This window comes from Candidatus Pantoea formicae (assembly GCF_011752625.1).
GTDB lineage: Bacteria > Pseudomonadota > Gammaproteobacteria > Enterobacterales > Enterobacteriaceae > Pantoea > Pantoea formicae.
Window position 1 is genome coordinate 137,635 of the sequence record NZ_VWXD01000002.1, and the last position, 19,094, is coordinate 156,728.

22 protein-coding genes are annotated in these 19,094 nt (G+C 53.7%); 6 read left to right on the forward strand and 16 right to left on the reverse strand.

Features of this window, described 5'->3' with window-relative positions:
• Positions 1 to 7: 7 nt before the first annotated feature.
• The 11 genes from flgL to flgB form a co-directional block, all read right to left on the reverse strand.
• Complete coding sequence (gene flgL / locus F3J38_RS05285; protein WP_167135819.1) at positions 8 to 970, reverse strand: flagellar hook-associated protein FlgL; 963 nt, start codon at positions 968 to 970, stop codon at positions 8 to 10.
• A gap of 21 nt (positions 971 to 991) precedes the next feature.
• Positions 992 to 2,638 (reverse strand): flagellar hook-associated protein FlgK, encoded by a 1,647-nt coding sequence (flgK, locus tag F3J38_RS05290; protein WP_167135820.1) that lies wholly within the window; start codon positions 2,636 to 2,638, stop codon positions 992 to 994.
• A 118-nt stretch (positions 2,639 to 2,756) separates the two neighbouring features.
• Positions 2,757 to 3,698, reverse strand: coding sequence for a flagellar assembly peptidoglycan hydrolase FlgJ (gene flgJ / locus F3J38_RS05295; RefSeq protein ID WP_167135821.1), 942 nt, complete (start codon positions 3,696 to 3,698; stop codon positions 2,757 to 2,759).
• Positions 3,698 to 4,804 (reverse strand): flagellar basal body P-ring protein FlgI, encoded by a 1,107-nt coding sequence (locus F3J38_RS05300; RefSeq protein WP_167137050.1) that lies wholly within the window; start codon positions 4,802 to 4,804, stop codon positions 3,698 to 3,700. The genes flgJ and F3J38_RS05300 overlap by 1 nt, the downstream gene beginning before the upstream one ends.
• 11 nt (positions 4,805 to 4,815) lie before the next feature.
• A complete protein-coding gene (locus F3J38_RS05305) occupies positions 4,816 to 5,526 on the reverse strand; it encodes a flagellar basal body L-ring protein FlgH (protein WP_167135822.1) in 711 nt (236 codons plus the stop codon).
• Between the two features lie 61 nt (positions 5,527 to 5,587).
• Positions 5,588 to 6,370 carry a flagellar basal-body rod protein FlgG gene (gene flgG, locus F3J38_RS05310; protein WP_039333642.1) on the reverse strand — a complete coding sequence of 261 codons (783 nt, stop codon included), beginning with the start codon at positions 6,368 to 6,370 and terminating at the stop codon, positions 5,588 to 5,590.
• 17 nt (positions 6,371 to 6,387) lie between these two features.
• A complete protein-coding gene (locus F3J38_RS05315) occupies positions 6,388 to 7,146 on the reverse strand; it encodes a flagellar basal body rod protein FlgF (RefSeq protein ID WP_167135823.1) in 759 nt (252 codons plus the stop codon).
• A gap of 20 nt (positions 7,147 to 7,166) precedes the next feature.
• On the reverse strand, positions 7,167 to 8,387 hold the full coding sequence (gene flgE / locus F3J38_RS05320; RefSeq protein ID WP_167135824.1) for a flagellar hook protein FlgE: 1,221 nt from the start codon (positions 8,385 to 8,387) through the stop codon (positions 7,167 to 7,169).
• A 25-nt stretch (positions 8,388 to 8,412) separates the two neighbouring features.
• Entirely contained in the window at positions 8,413 to 9,087 is a 675-nt protein-coding gene (gene flgD / locus F3J38_RS05325; RefSeq protein WP_167135825.1) for a flagellar hook assembly protein FlgD, read from the reverse strand.
• A 12-nt stretch (positions 9,088 to 9,099) separates the two neighbouring features.
• On the reverse strand, positions 9,100 to 9,504 hold the full coding sequence (flgC, locus tag F3J38_RS05330; protein WP_034830669.1) for a flagellar basal body rod protein FlgC: 405 nt from the start codon (positions 9,502 to 9,504) through the stop codon (positions 9,100 to 9,102).
• Positions 9,505 to 9,506: 2 nt separating this feature from the next.
• Positions 9,507 to 9,920: a flagellar basal body rod protein FlgB gene (flgB, locus tag F3J38_RS05335; protein ID WP_034830667.1), complete on the reverse strand. Its 414-nt coding sequence runs from the start codon at positions 9,918 to 9,920 to the stop codon at positions 9,507 to 9,509.
• A 153-nt stretch (positions 9,921 to 10,073) separates the two neighbouring features.
• On the opposite strand from flgB, the gene flgA reads away from it, so the two are divergent.
• The 3 genes from flgA to flgN all read left to right on the forward strand — a co-directional run bounded on the left by flgA (position 10,074) and on the right by flgN (position 11,584).
• Positions 10,074 to 10,733: a flagellar basal body P-ring formation chaperone FlgA gene (flgA, locus tag F3J38_RS05340; RefSeq protein ID WP_167135826.1), complete on the forward strand. Its 660-nt coding sequence runs from the start codon at positions 10,074 to 10,076 to the stop codon at positions 10,731 to 10,733.
• A gap of 105 nt (positions 10,734 to 10,838) precedes the next feature.
• The gene (flgM, locus tag F3J38_RS05345) at positions 10,839 to 11,147 is read left to right on the forward strand and encodes a flagellar biosynthesis anti-sigma factor FlgM (protein WP_167135827.1); all 309 of its coding nucleotides are present in this window, start codon (positions 10,839 to 10,841) and stop codon (positions 11,145 to 11,147) included.
• A 5-nt stretch (positions 11,148 to 11,152) separates the two neighbouring features.
• The gene (gene flgN / locus F3J38_RS05350; RefSeq protein WP_167135828.1) at positions 11,153 to 11,584 is read left to right on the forward strand and encodes a flagellar export chaperone FlgN; all 432 of its coding nucleotides are present in this window, start codon (positions 11,153 to 11,155) and stop codon (positions 11,582 to 11,584) included.
• A 219-nt stretch (positions 11,585 to 11,803) separates the two neighbouring features.
• Here flgN and F3J38_RS05355 read toward each other — a convergent pair whose 3' ends face one another.
• The 5 genes from F3J38_RS05355 to rimJ form a co-directional block, all read right to left on the reverse strand.
• Positions 11,804 to 12,343 carry a hypothetical protein gene (locus F3J38_RS05355; RefSeq protein ID WP_167135829.1) on the reverse strand — a complete coding sequence of 180 codons (540 nt, stop codon included), beginning with the start codon at positions 12,341 to 12,343 and terminating at the stop codon, positions 11,804 to 11,806.
• Between the two features lie 24 nt (positions 12,344 to 12,367).
• The gene (gene murJ, locus F3J38_RS05360; protein ID WP_167135830.1) at positions 12,368 to 13,906 is read right to left on the reverse strand and encodes a murein biosynthesis integral membrane protein MurJ; all 1,539 of its coding nucleotides are present in this window, start codon (positions 13,904 to 13,906) and stop codon (positions 12,368 to 12,370) included.
• Between the two features lie 121 nt (positions 13,907 to 14,027).
• Positions 14,028 to 14,948: a Gfo/Idh/MocA family protein gene (locus F3J38_RS05365; protein ID WP_167135831.1), complete on the reverse strand. Its 921-nt coding sequence runs from the start codon at positions 14,946 to 14,948 to the stop codon at positions 14,028 to 14,030.
• A gap of 1 nt (position 14,949) precedes the next feature.
• Complete coding sequence (locus F3J38_RS05370; RefSeq protein ID WP_167135832.1) at positions 14,950 to 15,579, reverse strand: DUF480 domain-containing protein; 630 nt, start codon at positions 15,577 to 15,579, stop codon at positions 14,950 to 14,952.
• A 19-nt stretch (positions 15,580 to 15,598) separates the two neighbouring features.
• A complete protein-coding gene (gene rimJ / locus F3J38_RS05375; RefSeq protein ID WP_167137052.1) occupies positions 15,599 to 16,186 on the reverse strand; it encodes a ribosomal protein S5-alanine N-acetyltransferase in 588 nt (195 codons plus the stop codon).
• Between the two features lie 245 nt (positions 16,187 to 16,431).
• On the opposite strand from rimJ, the gene mdtH reads away from it, so the two are divergent.
• From mdtH to F3J38_RS05390, 3 genes are all read left to right on the forward strand, one after another.
• Complete coding sequence (gene mdtH / locus F3J38_RS05380) at positions 16,432 to 17,634, forward strand: multidrug efflux MFS transporter MdtH (protein WP_167135833.1); 1,203 nt, start codon at positions 16,432 to 16,434, stop codon at positions 17,632 to 17,634.
• Positions 17,635 to 17,723: 89 nt separating this feature from the next.
• Positions 17,724 to 18,371, forward strand: coding sequence for a glutaredoxin 2 (gene grxB / locus F3J38_RS05385; RefSeq protein WP_167135835.1), 648 nt, complete (start codon positions 17,724 to 17,726; stop codon positions 18,369 to 18,371).
• A gap of 110 nt (positions 18,372 to 18,481) precedes the next feature.
• Positions 18,482 to 19,045, forward strand: a complete 564-nt coding sequence (locus F3J38_RS05390; RefSeq protein WP_167135837.1) for a lipoprotein — start codon at positions 18,482 to 18,484, stop codon at positions 19,043 to 19,045.
• The last annotated feature ends 49 nt before the right edge of the window (positions 19,046 to 19,094 follow it).

Genomic DNA, 19,094 nt, shown 5'->3' on the forward strand with positions numbered 1-19,094 from the left:
AGATAAATTAAGAGTTCAGCTGGAACAGCGACATCTTCGACATATCAGTGAAGGTTTTATAAGACGCTTGCAGCGCTGTTTGTTGCATGGTGTAGCTGGAGATCGCTGAGGTGTAATCCACCTCGACCAGATTACTCATCTGCGTGGCCATAATGGTGTCATTGGTGTCACCTTGCGCATCGAGCGTATCCAGTTCATCCAATTTAATACCGACATCAGAACGCACCGCCAATACGTTGTTCAGTGAGTTAGACAAACCACGGTTGGTTTTATCCATCGCGTCCTGAAACGCCTGTTTTGTCGCATCATCGGCATCATCCTGCGGAACTTTCAGCGCCGCAATCGCACTATCCAGCATGTCAAACAGATTAGTTTCGCTGGCGCTGCCGTCAGGTTCAGCCTTAGCGTTACTGGTGATCGACATAAATACGGAATCACCGGTGTTACCCACCGTCATTGTGCGGCTGTCATCCACTTTCTGACTAATCGCATCGGTGCTACCGACATAGGTCACACCCGTGCCAGTATCGCTAAAAGGTTCAGACTCTGTTTTATAACCGGCAAAGATGTAGCGCCCACTGGCATCTTTACTGTTTGCCAGTCCCAGAAGTTGGTCACGCAGCCCCTGTAATTGAGTGGCGTAAGATTCACGGTCGTCATCGCTGAGCGTACCCGTCGATGCAGCAACAATAGCGGTCTGAGCATCCTGAATAGCAGACGTTACACCCTGCAACGTATTCTCTTCCAATGACAGACTCTGATTCGCGAATGTTCTTGCCGTCGCATACTGACTGCTTTTCGCCTGCGATTGAGCCAGTACCACTGAACTTGCGGCGGCAATAGGATCATCAGAAGGTGTGTTAACGCGCAGACCGCTAGAAAGCTGCTGCCCTACTTTCAACCACGAGGATTGCGAATCGGTAATACCGCGCACTTGCTGATTGAAAATCATATTCGTACTAAGACGCATGGGTTCTTATCCTCTGTTTGCTTAGCTCATGATGCCGATCAGTGCATTGAAAATCGTATTCGCCGTTTGCAATACCTGCGCATTCGCTGTGTAAAATTGCTGATACTTGGTCAGGTTGGCGTACTCTTCATCAAGGTTAACGCCGGAGACGGATTGCTGGCGATCGGTTAACTGATTGACCACGCTTTCTTGAGTCGTGCTGGCGGTTTCCAGTGAGCTGGTTTTGTTACCGACAGTGCTAACAATGGTGGCATAGGCTTGCGCAAGTGTGGCATTGCCCCCTACTAGATTCGCATCCTGTAAATCGAGCATTTTTTGCGCATTGGTGTTATCACTCTCACCGCTAGTCGCAGATGAGGCGGCGGCAATTTGCGACTCATCGGTAATCGCGACCGACATATCACCGATCACGTTTTGTACCGGCTTCACCAAGAAGCTATCTTTGGCTTTCGCATCACCACTTACCGTCAGGTCTAAGCCATCAAAGCTCAGCGTGGTATTGCCATCACTGTCTGTTCCCTGCGTCGCGGTCACTTTGACGTTATCCGACATGCGTGTCACAGACCAGTTGGTGCCGTCATAGCTCACGGTGTAATTTGATGCCTTTAACGCGCTGCTGTCAGACCATTCAGCAGTCACTTCAGCACTACCCGTATTCTTGGTATTGCTTAACACCGTGGGGCTGCCGATGGTAAAGAAATCAGTGCCCTGATCGCCGTTGCTATCGTAACCCGCAGTCTGCACCGCATTGAAGCTGGTGGTGAAAGCGGCAGCCAACTGACCCAACTGATTCTGCGCAGTATCCAAATCCTCAGTACGGAAAGCCAGTAATCCACCCAATGAACCGGTAGTCAGCGTTTTTTCTGGGATTTCAACATTACCGGCAAGCTTATCAACATAGCCAACCGTGGTACGTGATGGATCGCTACTGGAAGGCATCGCCACTAACTGCGTGGTGTTTTTGCCGTTAACCAACGTGGTGCTACCCATCGAGACGATATAACTGCCGTCCTGCTGTGACACGCTAACGCCAACAATATTATTCAGGTTATTGACCAACTCATCGCGTTGGTCGAGTAAATCATTTGGCGCAGCGCCGCCTGCCGTGGTCAGTTTGGCGATCTGAGTATTAAGATCGGCAATCTGGCTGGTGTAGGTATTGATCTGATCAACACTGGACGTGATATCGGTATTCACGCTGCTCTGCATGTTCGTGAGGTATTGCGCGGTGGTCTGGAACTGGTTCACCAGTCCTTGGGCATAGCTTAGCATTGACTGACGCGCCGAGGGGTCATCTGCGTTGCTGACCACGTTAGAGACGTTGGTAAAGAAGCTCTGAATCGACGTTGACAGACTGGTGGTAGACGTTGACATCAGATCGTCAATATTCGAGATCTGCGAATATTGTGAGTTCACCGCACTATAGCTCGCGCTGGAACCGCGCAGTTGGGCAGTAATGAACTCATCATATTCACGTTGCACACCCGTGACAGTCACACCGTTACCGTAATAGCTGCTGCCCGAGAGGGTACTGTTTGCCTGGTTCAACAGAATGGTCTGACGCGAGTAACCCGCTACGGTGTAATTACTGATGTTGTTACTGGTGGTGCTTAATGCGGCCTGTGCGGCGCTCAGCCCACTCATCGCTGAGTTAATTATGCTGGACATCTCGGTTCCTTAATTTCCCGTTAACCGGGCTGGCAGTCATCAGTGCGATTGTGCGGGCCAAGGTGCCCGCAGCTTATGATGGTTATCGGCGTGCTTAAGTGAAACTTGAGGTAAAAAATCAGAACAAATCAGTAATATCCTGGCTGTAAGCCTTCACCACTTTTTCGCCCATGTTTTTGAATTGCTGGATCATTCCTACTAATTTTTGTGCATATTTAGGATCGGTAGCGTACCCGGCCGCCTGAAGAGCACGCGCGCCCTGTTCAGGCGTGGCGGCATTGGCCACAGCCGCATAGCGAGGGTTATTGGAGAGCAATTTGACGTAGTCGCTGAGCGCTTCCATATAAGAGCCATACACACGGAATGTGGCACGCACTTTTTTCGCCACGCCACCTTCGTACTCCGTGGTCATAATATCGGTGGTCTCGCCCTTCCAGTCTCCGCCCGCCTTAATGCCAAACACGTTGTAACTTGGCTTGCCATCACGGGTGAGAATCTGACGCTGGCCCCATCCCGATTCCAACGCCGCCTGAGCCAAAATCAGGTGATGCGGAATACCACTCTGTTGGCTGGCCACCTGCGCCGGTTGTGCCAACTGAGCAATAAAGTCATTGCTGTCAGCCGGGAAGCTTGAGGGTGAAACCGGCAAGCGTGGCACCGCTTTACGCACCATCTGCTCCAGTTGGCTGGAGGGCAGATTGCTATAGATAAAGCTGTTATCCAGCTTCATCGGGACCGTACCAGCGGTTTCATCAGGCTCTTGTGCCGGCTGCATCTGCTTGACGATCAGATCTGCCATGCCTAACCCATGCTTGCCAATCTCCTGCGCAATCTGCTGATCGTACATCGAGGTATACATACGTGTTGAATCGCTGCTGAAAATGCCATCTTTCGGCAGCGTGTCACGCATACTCTTCAGCATCATCTGCACGAACATGCCCTCAACCTGCTTAGCGACCTGCAGCGCCTTCCCTTTCGGGTCGGCGGCGGCTTCACGTTTTAGGTCGTTAAGCGAGCGGCTGTCATACGCCGCATTCATCAGCGATTGCGTATCCGTCATCAGATGATTTCCAGTTTGGCGCGCAGGCAACCTGCACTTTCCATCGATTGCAGAATCGACATCAGCTCAATCGGGGTTGCTCCCAAGGCATTCAGTGCGCGCACCACATTGTTCAGGTTGGCGCTGGAGTTAACCCGCTGCAGTGCCCCACCACTCTGGCGTAAATCGATCTGCGTCTGCGTCGTCGCGACAGTCTGACCACCAGCAAACGGTGTGTTCGGCTGGCTGACATTCTGCTGCTGGTTCACCGTCACTGAGAGATTGCCTTGCGCAACGGCACAGGTATTGAGCGTCACTTCGCGGTTCATCACTACAGAACCGGTACGCGAGTTGATAATGACCTTGGCATCTTCAAGCGGCACCGCGACATCGATATTCTGGATTTCAGATAACAGACGCACCTGCGAACTGTTATTCGGTGACACACGAATCTGCACCGTACGGGCATCCAATGGCTGTGCTGAACCCATTCCACGGCTATTGATGGCATCTGCAATGCGCTGTGCCATGGTGAAATCTTCATTATTCAACTGCAGGTTAATGGTGTTCTGGCTACCAAAATTACTCGACAGCTCACGTTCAACCGTCGCCCCTCCGGTGATGCGACCACCGTTGAGTTGGTTGACCTGCACGCTGCTGCCGCCCGCTGACGCACCGGCACCACCGACCAAAATGTTCCCTTGCGCCAACGCATAGACCTGGTTGTCGACACCTTTCATCGGCGTCATCAGCAGCGTACCGCCACGCAGGCTTTTGGCGTTACCGAGTGAGGAAACCACCACATCGATGTTTTGCCCCTGACGCGCAAAAGAGGGCAACTTGGCCGTTACCATCACCGCCGCCACGTTTTTCAGCTGCATATTAGTACCAGTTGGTACCGTAATACCCAACTGTGACAGCATGTTGCTAACCGTCTGGGTGGTGAACGGGGTCTGCGTGGTCTGGTCACCGGTACCATCTAAACCCACCACTAAGCCGTAACCGATCAGTTGGTTATCGCGCACGCCCTGCACGGAAGTCAGATCGCGAATACGATCAGCGTGAGCCATCAGGCTGACACCGAGCAGGAAGCTCAGGCTCAGACGCAGCAGAGTGTTTATTTTCATCATTACCTCGATTACATCGGCGAGACGTTCAGGAAGAAACGCTGGAACCAGCCCATGGTCTGCGCCTCATTGATATAGCCATTTCCGACATACTCTATACGTGCATCGGCCACCTGCGTTGACAACACGGCGTTGCTGGCGCTGATGGTGCGTGGGTTAACCACACCCGAGAAGCGAATAAACTCGGTTCCCTGGTTAATCTCGATCTGCTTCTCACCGACCACGCGCAGGTTGCCGTTTGATAGCACCTGATTGACGGTAACGGTGATGGTGCCGGTAAAGGTGTTATTCGCCGTTGCGCCACCTTTGCCAGCGAAATCATTTTTACCTTCCGCATCCAGTCCCACTTTTTCACCGCTGGCGCCAAGTAAGCCACTCATCGCAGTTGGAACCGAACTTACCGCTAAACTGTTACTGCCATCACGGCTGGCATTGGCGGAAGAACTTTTGCTGGCGCTGACGTTCTCTTGCAGCGTGATCGTCAGTGTGTCGCCAATATTACGTGGGCGGCGATCCTCAAACAGCGGCTGATAGCCGTAGTTCAGTGGCGCCACGCCCTGAAAAATAGACCCATTCACCACCGGCGGTGCAGACGGCGTTGGCTCTGCCGTGGTTGCACCCTGTACCAGTGGTGTGCGCGGAACCAGCGCACAACCGTTAAGTGTCAGTAGCAGCGTGGCTACTAACCAATGCCCAGGCTTGAGAATCACTTGCTTCGCCACGGAGTTCTGACCTTTTTCATGTTCTTAATCAGGCCAGTTGGACTGGCCCAATGACACCAGATTAGATCTGGGTTAATTTCTGCAGCATCTGATCAGAAGTGGTGATCGCTTTGCTGTTGATTTCATAAGCACGCTGCGTCTGAATCATAGTGACCAACTCTTCCGCCACGTTGACGTTAGAGGTTTCAACATAACCCTGATACAGCAAGCCCGCGCCGTTCTGGCCCGGTGTACTCTGTGTTGCCGCACCTGATGCCTGCGTTTCCTGATAGAGGTTTTCACCCAGGCTATCGAGACCCGCATCGTTCATAAAGGTGCTCAGCGTCAGCTGTCCAACCTGCGCTGGGTTAGTCTGCCCCTGCTGCGTGACGCTCACCACACCGTCACGGGAAATGGTGATGCTGGTGGCGTTGGCCGGAATAGTGATCCCTGGCTGCACCGGATAACCGGCGTTGGTCACTAACTGACCATTCTGATCGACCTGGAATGAACCATCGCGGGTATAAGAAGAGGTGCCGTCCGGCATCTGCACTTCGAAATAACCCTGACCATTAATCGCGACGTCTTTGGAGTTGCTGGTCTGCGACAAGTTACCTTGCGTATGCAGGCGTTCGGTGGTCACCGGACGCACACCCGTACCAATCTGTAAACCAGACGGCAGTGTGGTTTGTTCGGAGGACTGGGTGCCCGGCTGACGCAACGTCTGATACATCAGGTCTTCAAACACCGCACGCGAACGCTTGAAGCCGTTGGTCGACACGTTGGCGAGGTTGTTGGAGATGACGTCCATATTGGTTTGCTGGGCGTCAAGGCCGGTTTTGGCGATCCATAAAGAACGAATCATGCTGTTTTCCTTACGCCTTAGCTGCTCATATTGAGCAACTGGTTGGCTTTTTGTTCGTTTTCATCGACGTTAGTGATGACTTTCATCTGCATCTCAAAACGTCGGGCGTTGGCGATCATATCGACCATGGTTTCCACGGGCTTGACGTTGCTGCCCTCCAGCACGCCCGGCATCACCGCCACAGTGGCGTCGTTAGCCAGTGCGGCACCGCGCGTGGCCTGAGTCGCTTGGGTCGGACGGAACATACCGTCATCACCACGTTGCAGCTCTTTGCCCGTGGCCTTGACCAGCTTCAGCTTGCCAATCTGCACCGTGGCGTTCGGTGCATCGCCCGCATTACGCGAGGTGATGGTACCGTCGGCCGCAATGGTCAGTTCGGAGCCTTGTGGAATAGCGATTGGACCGCCATCGCCCATCACGGGATTGCCCTGAATGGTCAAAATACCGGTGGAGCTGATCTGCATGTTGCCGTTGCGGGTGTAGGCCTCAGAACCGTCAGCGGTACGCACCGCCAGCCAGCCATCTTGCTGTACTGCCACGTCCAACGGGCGTCCGGTATTGTCCATCGCGCCAGGTGTCATATCGGCACCCGGCGTTGATGCGGCAACTAAGGTGCGCGTCGGCAGCGACCAACCGTTGACCGGCACCGCGCGCAACGCGTTGAGCTGGGCGCGGAAGCCCGGCGTTGAGGCGTTGGCGAGGTTGCTGGCGGTCACCGATTGCTGTTCCATCGTCTGACTGGCCGCGCCCATCGCGGTATATATTGCGTGATCCATAGTGCAATCCCGTTAGCGTATTAACGTAAGTTAACCAGGGTGTTCAGAATCTGGTCCTGCGTTTTGATGGTCTGCGCGTTAGCCTGATAGTTGCGCTGCGCCACGATCATGTTGACCAATTCTTGGCTCATATCTACGTTGGAAGCTTCCAGCGCGCCTGATGTGAGTGAGCCGTAGGTGCCAGTGTTTGCCAGACCAATCGCCGCCTGACCTGAAGAGCTGGTCGCTGACCACACGTTGTCACCTTCAGACTGCAAACCCTCTGGGTTAGAGAAGCTGGCCAGCACAATTTGGCCGAGTAACTGAGTCTGTTGGTTAGAGTAGGTACCGGTGATGGTGCCGTCATCGTTAATTGCGTAGCTGGTCAAATCACCTGGAGCGTAGCCATCCTGCGTGGGGTTACCAAACGTGGTGGTACCGGTGTTTTGCTGCAGACTACCGCTCATGCTCAGGGTGATTGTCTGCCCTGCGGCTGCACCATTGGTGCCATTGATGGACAGAGCCACAGAGGTTGCGCCTGCCACACCCCCTAAGCTGGTCATGTTACCGTTTTCATCGAACACGGCCTGGAAATCCCCGGCGCTGGTGCCAGTGGTCGAATCCATTGCATGCACGGTCCAGGTGTTGTCCGCCGTTTTCACATAGTACAGATCCAAGGCGTGATCATTACCCTGTGAGTCATACACGGTTACCGTACTTTTGGCGTTGTAAGTGTCGACGTTGGAAGCATCAAAGGCGGTATCGTCCAATGCAGTACTGGTTGAGTTCAAGTTCGCTACTTGTGTCGCAGTCGTTGTGGCACGTGCAGACATCTGAGTGGTAGGCACACTCAACGCAACCGGGTTAGCACCGGTTTGAATGGTAGGTGGAGTACCTGTAGCGGGATACCCAGTGACTGAGAGGCCTTGGGTGTTCACCAGATTACGGTTCTCGTCCAGAGTGAACTGACCGTTGCGTGAATAATACACTGCACCACTGGCGTCGGTCATACGGAAGAAACCGTTACCGCTCAGGGCCACATCGAGGCCACGGCTAGTGGTGGTGGTGGTGCCATCGTTGAAGTTCTGGATGACTGCGGCCACTTTGGTACCCATACCCACGTTTGAACCGGCAAACATATCGGCAAATGAGATGGTGCTGGATTTGAAGCCGGCAGTGGCGGAGTTCGCAATGTTGTTACCGATGACATCAAGGTTACTGGAAGCAGCACTCAGGCCACTCACCGCTTGTGAAAAAGACATATTATTTCTCCTGCTAGAAGGTTAATCAGAGAATCTGACGAATTTCATCAAGGGTCGCAGTGCCCATGGTGCCGAGATCCAGAGTGGAGGTGTCATCGACCGTGCTGACGCCATTGACGTAGGCGTAGTTGAGCGGCTGAGCCACCAATTGTGTTGTGCCGTTACTGGCAGCAATCGATACTGAATATTTCCCGTCTGCAACGGTAGCGCCATTTGCATCGGTGCCGTCCCACGAGAAGGTATGCACTCCGGAAGACAACGCACCCAAGTCAATGGTACGAACCACCGTACCGCTGCTGTCTTTTATCGTCGCAGTGGTCGCTGTAGACGCGGTGGTTAATTCGACACCAAATGGTGTAGTCGTACCACTGCCAACCAGCACCTGGCTGCCATCGACCATCACACCATGGCCAATCAGTGTGGTGCTCTGCAGTGACTGACTGGTAGTGAGCTGACCAGAGATAGAACCTAAGGTGGTATTCAACTTCTCAATGCCGCTCAGGGTGTTAATCTGTGCCAACTGCGTGGTGAGCTGGCTGTTATCCATTGGATTGGTAGGATCCTGATTCTGCAACTGCGTCACCAGCATGGTCAGGAACTGGTTCTGCAGATCTTCTGAAGTATTCCCTGTGCTCGATGAGCTGGATGAACTCAGTACCGTTGGATCAAGTGACTCATTTACGCCGACTGCAATACTCATGTTATTTCTCCGTTATTGGCCCATCGTCAGGGTCTTCATCATCATTGATTTCACCGTGTTCAGCACTTCGACGTTGGCCTGATAGCTGCGCGACGCTGACATGGTGTTAACGGTTTCTGAGACGACATCGACGTTTGGCATCTTGACGTAGCCCTTTTCATCCGCCATTGGATTACCGGGGTCATACACCAGTTTGGCAGGAGTCGGATCGTTAACGACACCCGCCACTTTGACACCACCGGTCGCCGCGCCTGGCGCCGCATCGGTTTGGAAAATCACTTGTTTCGCCACATACGGCTGGCCATCTGGGCCCGTCACACTGTCGGCGTTCGCCAGGTTACTGGCACTGACGTTGAGGCGCTGTGATTGCGCCGTCATCGCAGAACCGGCGATATCAAAGATATTCAGCAATGCCATGGTTATTGCCCCTGCAGCACGCTCATCATGCCTTTGATCTGGCTACTGATGAGGGTGAGATCAGTTTGGTATTTCAGACTGTTGTCTGCGAACTGCGTACGTTCACGATCCATATCCACGGTGTTGCCATCCGCGGCGGGTTGATCGGGAATGCGGTACATCAGGTCCATAGATGGCTGCGAGTTGGTTTCTGCGGCAATATGACGAGAAGAAGTCACCTTCAATGCCATGCTGCTGCCTTCTGCGCGGCCGTTTTCCATTACCTTGCTCAGTTGGCTGGCAAAGTCGATATCCCGCGCCTGATAGCCCGGGGTATCGGCGTTGGCAATGTTAGACGCCAGGATTTCCTGACGCTGAGCACGCAGGTTTAACGCTTCTGTACCAAATCGCAGCGCGGCATCGAGTTTGTCGAGCATGCTTCCTCCGCGAATGAGAATTTCGAGTGGACAGCTTAATTGGACAAAAGCAAGGGCTATCGTCTGAATAGCAGCAAAAATGACGGCTATTTTTGACATTGAATTTTTCGCGCGAAGAGTAGACTCAGGCCATCTTCTCGACAGGAGGCGTTTATGCGCAATTCTTCCCCCTTGCTGGCGACACTTTTGCTGGCTATCGCGCTGCCCGGTCATGCGGCGGACCTGACCGCCCAGTTAACGCAGTTTTTTAAAGCACGCGATCCACAACATGCCGCGGGTATGACCGTGGTGATACGTACACCGAAAGAGCAGTGGCCCAGCTGCGAAACGCCGGAATTACAACTTCCGGGTAACAGTCGCCAATGGGGTAACCTCAGTATTGCAGCCAACTGCGCGCAAAATCGTCGTTTTTTGCAGGTACAGATTCAGGTGACAGGGCAGTATCTGGTTGCCAGCCGTCAGGTGACACGAGGCAGCGCGCTGGATCCAAATGACTTCCGTATGGAAACCGGCCGCCTGGATGAATTACCGCCACGCGCCCTGTTTGATAGCAGCAGCGTGGTCGATGCCATTGCCCTGCGCGATATCCCACCAGGGCAGGCAGTGACAGCCTCAATGCTGCGCCAGCCCTGGCGCGTGAAAGCAGGTCAAAATGTGATGGTGGTCGCCAGTGGAAACGGGTTTAATGCCAGTAGCGAAGGACGTGCGCTGAACAACGCCAGCGCGGCTCAGATGGTGCGTGTGCGCATGGGAAATGGTCAGGTTGTCAGTGGTCGCGTCGACGCGGATGGGAATATTCTGATATCGCTATAAAGCGTTAAAGAACCCTGTTGTTCTGCCGATAGAGATATCAAGAAAGACATTACCCTATGCTGACTCAGTTGGCTGACCCCCAACTGACCTTACAGGAGCAATACCATGAGCATCGACAGAACGCAGCCTTTAACCCCGGTTAGCACTGTGCAAACCCGTGATACCAACGACAACAGCAGTAAAGTGCGCCAGAGCGCAACGCCTGCCGTCACCACGACCACCAGCGAAAGCGGTGCTGAAGTGAAGTTGAGTACCGCCCAAGCACAACTGATGCAGCCAGGCAGTAAAGACATCAACACCGCACGTGTTGAGCAGCTGAAAACCGCCATTCGTAATGGTGAACTTAAAATGGATACCGGTAAGATCGCCGACGCGCTGATCGCCGATACCAAGGCGTATTTAGAGGGTAACTAATCCCAATGGACAATCTGCTGACCACTTTAGACAAAATGCAGGACGTGTTGGCTTCACTCACGGTCGTGATGAATGAAGAACAACAGCAACTTTCTGCCGGCCAGGTGAATGGCAACTTGCTGCAGCGCATCTCAGAAGATAAAAGCGCGCTGCTGACTACGTTGAACTATCTGGACGAAATGCGCCGCACTACTGAGAAGACACTCGGTACGCAGGCTCCCTATGGTGGTCACAGCGATCGTGAACGTCGTTGGCAGAGCATTCAGCAGCATACCGCTCGCTTGCGTGATGCCAACACGCACAATGGTATTCTGTTGCAACATCAAATCAGCTTTACTAACGAGGCGCTGGCGGTACTGAAACCACATCAGACGCAGGCGTTTTACGGCCCCGATGGATTAGGTAAAGGTCAGGCGACGCTCAGTCGCAAAGGGTAAAATGAAAAATCCCGCCGAGGCGTAATGCCTGTCAGTTAAGGTCCTGTTCGAATGAGGCCGCCATTTTCTAAAATGGCGGCCTTTTTTAATGTGCGCGGGTGGGCATGTTGGTGCGGGCCCCAGCACCTCTGCTGCTGCCGGGCCGTCCTCGCGCCGCTGCGCGGTGCCCTCAGCTGCATCAGAGGCGCTGTGGCCTCAAACATTGTGCCCTTTGCAGAATCAAGGGCGATGTGGCCTCAGACACAGTGCGCTTTGTAGCAGTAAAAGCGCTAAAGTCTTCACCATCGTGCCTTCTCCAACAGCGTAAACAGATGTTAGCAAGCAGGCTGGTGCCGCTCTGGGGATGGCATTTCGCAGCGCTGAACGGAATGAGGAAACCAGGAGAGCCAGCATGGATGCTGGCGAAAGGTGCAGCCGGGACAGGGAAAGTCCCGTCTGCACCGGTCCGTCAGGCGGACGAGTGAAGTGAAGGTACCGCGTCAGCGGCGCGAGGACAGCCAGCCCCAGAGCGGCACCAGACTGCGTTATCACCTTTACCGCCAACCCCTGAGCGGCACCAGACTGCGCTGTCACCTGTACCGCCAACCCCTGAGCGGCACCAGACTGCGCTATCACCTGTACCGCCAGCCTCAGAGCGGTACCAGACTGCGTTATCACCTGTACCGCCAGCCCCAGAGCGGCGCCAGACTGCGTTATCACCTGTACCGCCAACCCCTGAGCGGCACCAGACTGCGCTATCACCACATGCTTAACTGACAAGAATTTCCGCCGAGGCGGGATTTTTTATGCCAGCGTACGGCGGGCGAAATCTTTAGGTCGGAAGCCGAGTAAACCGAGCATCACGAAGTAGGCCCCGCCGCCGATGGCGCACACCGCCGCCAAACGCACCAAACGCCACCACATCTGCCCCTCTTCCCAAGCGGGCATGACATGCAAGATCCCTAATAGCGCTGCCGCCATCACCACCACCGCGATCAACAAACGCACCAGAAAACTCATCCAGCCGGGTTGTGGCTGGAAGATATCCTGTTTACGCAGTTGCCAGTAAAGCAGTGCGGCATTGAGACAGGCTGCCAAACCGATTGAAAGCGACAGGCCAGCATGTTTAAGCGGGCCAATAAAGGCCAGGTTCATCAGCTGCGTCATGATTAAGGTGACAATGGCGATTTTGACCGGCGTTTTAATGTCCTGACGAGAATAGAAGCCCGGAGCCAGCACTTTCACCACGATCAGGCCCATCAATCCGACGGAATACGCCACCAGTGCACGTTGCGTCATTGCAGCGTCAAAGGCAGTGAACTTACCGTACTGGAACAGGGCTACCGTGAGCGGGCCAGAAAGAATGCCTAAAGCCACGGCACTCGGCAGCGCCAGCAGGAAGCACAGGCGAAGGCCCCAGTCCATTAAGCGCGAGTACTCAGCATGGTTGCCGCTGGAAAAACTCTTCGCTAAGGATGGCAACAAAATCGTGCCTAAGGCCACGCCTAACACACCGGACGGGAACTCCATCAGACGATCCGCGTAGTACATCCATGACACCGAACCGGATACGAGGAATGAGGCAAAAATCGTGTTGATGATCAACGATATCTGACTCACCGATACGCCAAGAATCGCCGGCCCCATCTGACGCATCACACGCCAGACGCCTGCATCGCGCAGATTGACGCGTGGCAGCACCAACATGCCAATTTTCTTCAGATGTGGCAGTTGATAGAACAGCTGCAACACACCGCCCACCACCACCGCCCAAGCCAGCGCCATCACCGGAGGGTGGAAGTGCGGTGCCGCAAACACCGCAAAACCAATCATGCTGATGTTCAGTAACGTAGGTGCAAAGGCAGGTACCGAGAAGCGGTTCCAGGTATTGAGTATCGCGCCGGCCAGAGACGCCAGCGAGATCAGCAGGATATAAGGGAAGGTTACGCGCAGCAGCGAACTGGTCAGCGCAAACTTATCCGCCGTGTCGGCAAAGCCGGGGGCGGTCACAATAATCACCCAAGGTGCGGCTACCATCCCCAAGACCGTGACCACCGCCAATACCAATGTCAGCAAACCGGACACATAGGCAACGAATACGCGCGTCGCGTCTTCGCCCTGCTTGCTTTTGTATTCAGCCAGAATGGGAACAAACGCCTGAGAAAAGGCGCCTTCCGCGAAGATGCGTCGCAGCAAATTAGGCAGCTTAAAGGCCACGAAGAAGGCATCGGTGGCCATACCGGCACCAAATACACGAGCCACAATGGCATCACGGGCAAAGCCCAGCACGCGAGAAAACAGCGTCATCGAACTGACTGCCGCCAGCGATTTCAACAAATTCATAATGAGTGGCGCATCCTGAAAAGTATCGGATAAATGAGCAACTTAGCGCGAGCATCCTGTGATGCCCGGCGATAGTCTACTGACACGGTAGGAAATGACCAGCATTGAGTGTTACAAGGGGTTATTCCTGTTCGGCATCGCGCCACAATTTCTCCACCAGACGCTGCGCCGCTAGCGCCTGCTCACCACTGGTTTCAGGTATCGTCTGATTTTGAACACACTGAATAAAATGATGGGCTGCACCGCTGAAACCGCGCTGCGTGAGATGGCTTTGCCATGAGGGGGAGGCTTCACAGCGCAAGCCCTGGGTATTCTCTTGCTGCCAATCGCGCATTTCATTAATTTCAATATAATCACCGTCACAGATAGCTCTGACAACCTCACGCTGCGTCCCGGCGCGACGGTGCATACTGGTGGTGATTTGCAGCGAACCCGCCGAGAAATGGTGCTCAGCAAAGAGCATGGCACCCTCATCGTTGGTTTCAATGTGACCCTGCTCTCGCGTGAGTTTGCCGCCCGCCAGCCATAGCGCGGTATCCACCACATGCAAGTAGTCATCCAGCAGCGTAAAACGGAGATCGTGCGGGCCAACACTGTCGGCGCGATGTTTTTCGATTCGCAATGAGGCGGCGCGTGGCATCTCGGCCTTCAGTTGTTGATAACGCGGCGCGAAGCGGCGGTTAAATGCCACCATCAACTTACGTTTGCGCTTTTCCGCTAAGGCCACCAGCGACTCCGCCTGTTGCAGCGTTTCAGCCAGCGGTTTATCGACACAGACGTCTTTCCCCGCGAGCAATAGCGCTTGTACTACCTCAAAATGGCTGGCGGTGCTGCTATGGACAAATACTGCATCGCTGGCAGCAGCCAGCGCATCCAGTTGGTTAAAATAGGGAATGCGGTAGCTGTCGCAAATAGGTTGTGCTTTCGCCTGACTCGGTGAAAAAGCGCCCGCTAATTGCCAATCAGTGGCTTGCGACAACACCGGTAGCCACGCTTTTTGTGCGATCCCCCCCAGCCCCACGATACCAATACGTAACGTCATATCAGTGCTCCTGTTGCAGTAATTTTTCCAACTGGGCGACACGCGCTTCTAACTGCGCCACGCGCGTAGCCAGATCTTCATTGTCTGCCGTAATGAGGTTCTCGGTGGCATCTTCTGTTACTTCGCCACCAAACAGATGCATATAGCGGCTTTCCCGCTTGCCCGGCTCGCGCGACAGTCGCACTACCATTGGACCATCATCACGCGTGATCAAACCACTTAGCGTCTGTTCAACTTCACTCATATCGCTAAACTCATGCAGGCGCCCACTGCGAGTACGCAGCTCACCTGGCGTCTGAGCGCCGCGCAAAAACAGCAGCGTTAATACCGCCACTTCTGCACTGTTGAGTTGCAGGTTGCCAAACGCTGAGTTGCAGAAGCGCTGTTCGTATTTACTGACACGCTGCCCAAAGCCGCTATTAGAGGTGGCGAGATGTTTTTTTACTAACTCATCCAGCTGCGATTGCACCTCCGTTTCACTGAGATTCATCACCGGTTCACGATTGGATTTTTGATTGCAGGCAGTGACAACGCCATTCAGTGAAAGTGGATACTGGTCTGGGGTGGTGACCTGCTTCTCCAGCAGGCAGCCGATAACGCGCAGCGCTTGCGCAGAAAGTGCCATCTTCATTTCTCAGTCCTTATTATGTTCAACGACGATCCGGGGTCCACTCGCGCCAGGTCAGGGCAGTCAGCACGTGGTCCTGCCAGCGACCATCAATGAGCAGATAGTCTTTTGCGTAACCTTCTTTCTCAAAACCAAGGCGAGCGAGCAGATCACCACTGCGCTGATTGTGTGGCATATAGTTTGCCATGATGCGATGAATACGTTGCTGACGCTGCATATAGCGAATGGCGGACTGCAGTGCTTCAAACATCATGCCCTGCCCTTGCCACTTTTCACCCAGTGAATAACCGAGATAGCAGGCGTGAAAGGAACCGCGCAACACATTGCTGAAGTTGGCGACTCCGCGCACCTCACGCTCTTCCTGGTCCATCAACACAAAATAGTAAGCCGATCCCTGTTTATGCATATCGGCTATCAAGCCAAGACGCGCTTGCCAACCGGAGGGGTAGCAGTGACTCTCATCGCGCACCGGCTCCCAAGGCTTGAGAAAAGCGCGATTCTCAGCGTAGTAATCAGCCAATCGCCAGGCATCACGTTCGTGTACTAAACGGACCACCAAACGATCGGTAGTGAGGCGCACGCGTGGGCCAGCAGAACGATAGCCAAACATCATGACTCCTGAAATCCATAACTTTAAGAAAGATGTACGCCAGCGGCGATACTTCTCACTATAACCGTCCCCTTCGCTGCGGTAAAACCCTCGCAAGCAGGCAACGTCATTGTTCCTGATTCAGGATTAAATTTTCTGCGCATTCGATTAAAAAATATCATCCTGATAAAACTATGTTTCCCGCCTGAGCAGGCAGAAAATAGACCAAACGGTCTCTTATTCCACTCTCTTGCTCAGGATAAAGCATGTCTCGGGTTGCGCGGGCACGACGCCTTGGTAAAACATTTTTATTAGTCGATAACATGCTGGTCGTGTTGGGTTTCTTCGTCGTTTTCCCGCTAATCTCCATTCATTTTGTTGAACAGCTCGGTTGGGCGGCATTAATGGTGGGTATTGCGCTGGGATTGCGCCAGTTTGTCCAGCAGGGATTCGGCATCTTTGGCGGGGCCATTGCCGATCGCTTTGGTGCTCGCCCCCTTATCGTCACCGGGATGTTAATGCGCGCGGCCGGGTTCGCTTGTATGGCCTTAGCACATCAGCCTTGGCTGCTGTGGTTAGCCTGTGTGCTCTCCGGCCTTGGCGGCACGTTATTTGATCCTCCACGCAGTGCCATGGTGGTTAAACTGGTGCGCGAACGCGAACGCGGCCGTTTTTTCTCGCTGTTAATGATGCAGGACAGTGCGGGCGCGGTGCTCGGAGCGCTGGTTGGCAGTTGGTTACTGGCATGGGACTTCCGTTTGGTCTGCTGGGTGGGCGCAGGGGTGTTTGTTACCGCAGCAATCTTTAATGCCGTCTGGCTACCCGCGTGGCGTATCTCAACTGAACGCATTGCCATGCGCGAGGGCTTGCAGCGTGTCTGGCAAGATAAGCGCTTTCGCCTCTATGTTTTGACGCTCACCGGCTACTTTATTTTGGCGGTACAAGTCATGCTGATGCTGCCGGTGATGGTGAACCAAGTCGCGGGATCGCCAGCCGCCGTAAAATGGATGTACGCCATTGAAGCCATGCTCTCCCTGAGTCTGCTCTATCCGATTGCGCGCTGGAGCGAAAAGCGTTTTCGGCTGGAAACGCGCCTGATGGCCGGTCTATTCCTGATGACCTTTAGCCTGCTCCCGGTCGGCATGACGGATTCACTTCCCTCGTTGTTCATGCTCATCGGCGTGTTTTATCTCGGTTCGATCATTGCGGAACCCGCACGTGAGACACTCAGCGCTTCACTGGCCAGTTCTCGTGCTCGCGGTAGTTATATGGGCTTCAGCAAATTAGGGCTGGCCATTGGCGGCTTGATTGGCTACTCCGGTGGCGGCTGGATGTTTGATATCGGGCAACAGATGGCGCTACCGGAACTGCCTTGGATGCTGCTAAGCAGCATCGGCATGTTCACCTTGCTGGCATTGTGGTGGCAATTTCAACCGCGGCCCGTCGCACCGGTCATCTTCAGCAGCTAGTTTGCCCCTTCAGACAATCTCTTCCATACTTCCCGCACGTCCGGAAAAAGGGTGACTACTGTCACCCTTTGCATCAAAGGAGAAACGGGATGAAACTTTACATCTACGATCACTGCCCTTTCTGCGTCAAAGCGCGCATGATTTTCGGGTTAAAAAATCTGCCAGTGGAATTGATTGTCATGCTCAATGACGATGAGCAGATGCCCAAAAAACTCATTGGTCAGAAAATGGCGCCCATTCTGCAAAAAGCCGATGGTAGTGCCATGCCAGAGAGCATGGATATCGTCCGATTGGTGGATAAACAAGACCGTGAACCTTTGCTCAATGGCAAAAACAATCCTGCCATTAGCGAATGGCTGCGGCGTGTGAATGGTTATGTGAACAAGCTACTGATCCCACGCATTGCGGAGGCTTCGTTTGCCGAGTTCGCCACACCGGAAGCACGCAACTACTTCCGCGATAAAAAGCAGGCCAGCATTGGCGATTTCACCGAGCTACGTAAACACGCACCGGGACTGATCAAAAATATCAGTGATGACCTGCGCCAACTCGACAAGCTCATCGTCAAACCCAATGCGGTGAACGGTGAATTGTCAGAAGATGATATTAATTTGTTTCCTTTACTGCGCTCGCTCACGCTGGTCGCCGGTATTGATTGGCCGAGTCGCGTTGCCGATTACCGGGACAACATGGCGAAGCAAACGCAGATTAATCTGCTCTCTTCCATCGCAGCTTAGTGCTGTGCCTTGAGAAACGCTGCGGCGTTTCTCATCCCTCTCCTGGTGACACCTGGCACGCTTTCAGGCAGGCTATGGCTGTTTTGCCGTATCGTTCAGGATGAGGAAATATGAAAAAGGCGATCTCTGGGCTGCTGGCCCTGTTTTTAGCCGTGTTATTGAGCGGCTGTAACCAATTGACGCAGTACACCATCAGCGAGCAGGAAGTCAATCAGGCGCTGCAGAAGCGCAATAACTTCGAAAAAGACATCGGTGTTTCCGGGCTGGTGAATGCACACATTGTGCTGAGCGATCTAAACAGCCAAATCGGCCGTGAAGAACCCGGCAAGATTACCCTGTCTGGCAAAGCCAACATTAATGTCAGTTCGCTGTTTGGTCCGCAGCAGGCGGAAATGCAGTTGAAGATGAAAGCACAACCCGTATTCAATGCGCAAGAAGGCGCCATTTATCTGCACGATCTGGAGATCGTTGATGCGCAAGTGCAGCCAGAGAAGATGGCATCCATCATGAAAACGCTGACACCCTATTTAAATGAATCGTTGAAGCGTTACTTCAACGAAAAACCCGCTTATGTGCTGAGTGACGACCGCAGCAAAGGGGAAGCGCTGGCGAAAAAATTGGCTAAAGGTATTGAGGTTAAACCAGGAGAACTGGTCATTCCGTTTACGGATTAACCTCTGCAACCGCACCTCCGGGTGCGGTTTTCATTTCCCCGAATAAAAT

Excerpts from the sequence above, each read along its gene's own strand:
- F3J38_RS05390 (WP_167135837.1), top strand. The coding sequence starts at position 18,482 with ATGAAAAAGGCGATCTCTGGGCTGCTGGCCCTGTTTTTAGCCGTGTTA.
- flgD (WP_167135825.1), bottom strand. The coding sequence starts at position 9,087 with ATGAGTATTGCAGTCGGCGTAAATGAGTCACTTGATCCAACGGTACTG.
- F3J38_RS05365 (WP_167135831.1), bottom strand. The coding sequence starts at position 14,948 with ATGACGTTACGTATTGGTATCGTGGGGCTGGGGGGGATCGCACAAAAA.
- flgN (WP_167135828.1), top strand. The coding sequence starts at position 11,153 with ATGGACAATCTGCTGACCACTTTAGACAAAATGCAGGACGTGTTGGCT.
- flgE (WP_167135824.1), bottom strand. The coding sequence starts at position 8,387 with ATGTCTTTTTCACAAGCGGTGAGTGGCCTGAGTGCTGCTTCCAGTAAC.
- flgJ (WP_167135821.1), bottom strand. The coding sequence starts at position 3,698 with ATGACGGATACGCAATCGCTGATGAATGCGGCGTATGACAGCCGCTCG.
- flgG (WP_039333642.1), bottom strand. The coding sequence starts at position 6,370 with ATGATTCGTTCTTTATGGATCGCCAAAACCGGCCTTGACGCCCAGCAA.
- flgB (WP_034830667.1), bottom strand. The coding sequence starts at position 9,920 with ATGCTCGACAAACTCGATGCCGCGCTGCGATTTGGTACAGAAGCGTTA.
- F3J38_RS05300 (WP_167137050.1), bottom strand. The coding sequence starts at position 4,804 with ATGAAAATAAACACTCTGCTGCGTCTGAGCCTGAGCTTCCTGCTCGGT.
- F3J38_RS05370 (WP_167135832.1), bottom strand. The coding sequence starts at position 15,579 with ATGAAGATGGCACTTTCTGCGCAAGCGCTGCGCGTTATCGGCTGCCTG.
- flgK (WP_167135820.1), bottom strand. The coding sequence starts at position 2,638 with ATGTCCAGCATAATTAACTCAGCGATGAGTGGGCTGAGCGCCGCACAG.
- flgL (WP_167135819.1), bottom strand. The coding sequence starts at position 970 with ATGCGTCTTAGTACGAATATGATTTTCAATCAGCAAGTGCGCGGTATT.
- grxB (WP_167135835.1), top strand. The coding sequence starts at position 17,724 with ATGAAACTTTACATCTACGATCACTGCCCTTTCTGCGTCAAAGCGCGC.
- flgC (WP_034830669.1), bottom strand. The coding sequence starts at position 9,504 with ATGGCATTGCTGAATATCTTTGATATCGCCGGTTCTGCGATGACGGCG.
- flgA (WP_167135826.1), top strand. The coding sequence starts at position 10,074 with ATGCGCAATTCTTCCCCCTTGCTGGCGACACTTTTGCTGGCTATCGCG.
- murJ (WP_167135830.1), bottom strand. The coding sequence starts at position 13,906 with ATGAATTTGTTGAAATCGCTGGCGGCAGTCAGTTCGATGACGCTGTTT.
- F3J38_RS05315 (WP_167135823.1), bottom strand. The coding sequence starts at position 7,146 with ATGGATCACGCAATATATACCGCGATGGGCGCGGCCAGTCAGACGATG.
- mdtH (WP_167135833.1), top strand. The coding sequence starts at position 16,432 with ATGTCTCGGGTTGCGCGGGCACGACGCCTTGGTAAAACATTTTTATTA.
- rimJ (WP_167137052.1), bottom strand. The coding sequence starts at position 16,186 with ATGTTTGGCTATCGTTCTGCTGGCCCACGCGTGCGCCTCACTACCGAT.
- flgM (WP_167135827.1), top strand. The coding sequence starts at position 10,839 with ATGAGCATCGACAGAACGCAGCCTTTAACCCCGGTTAGCACTGTGCAA.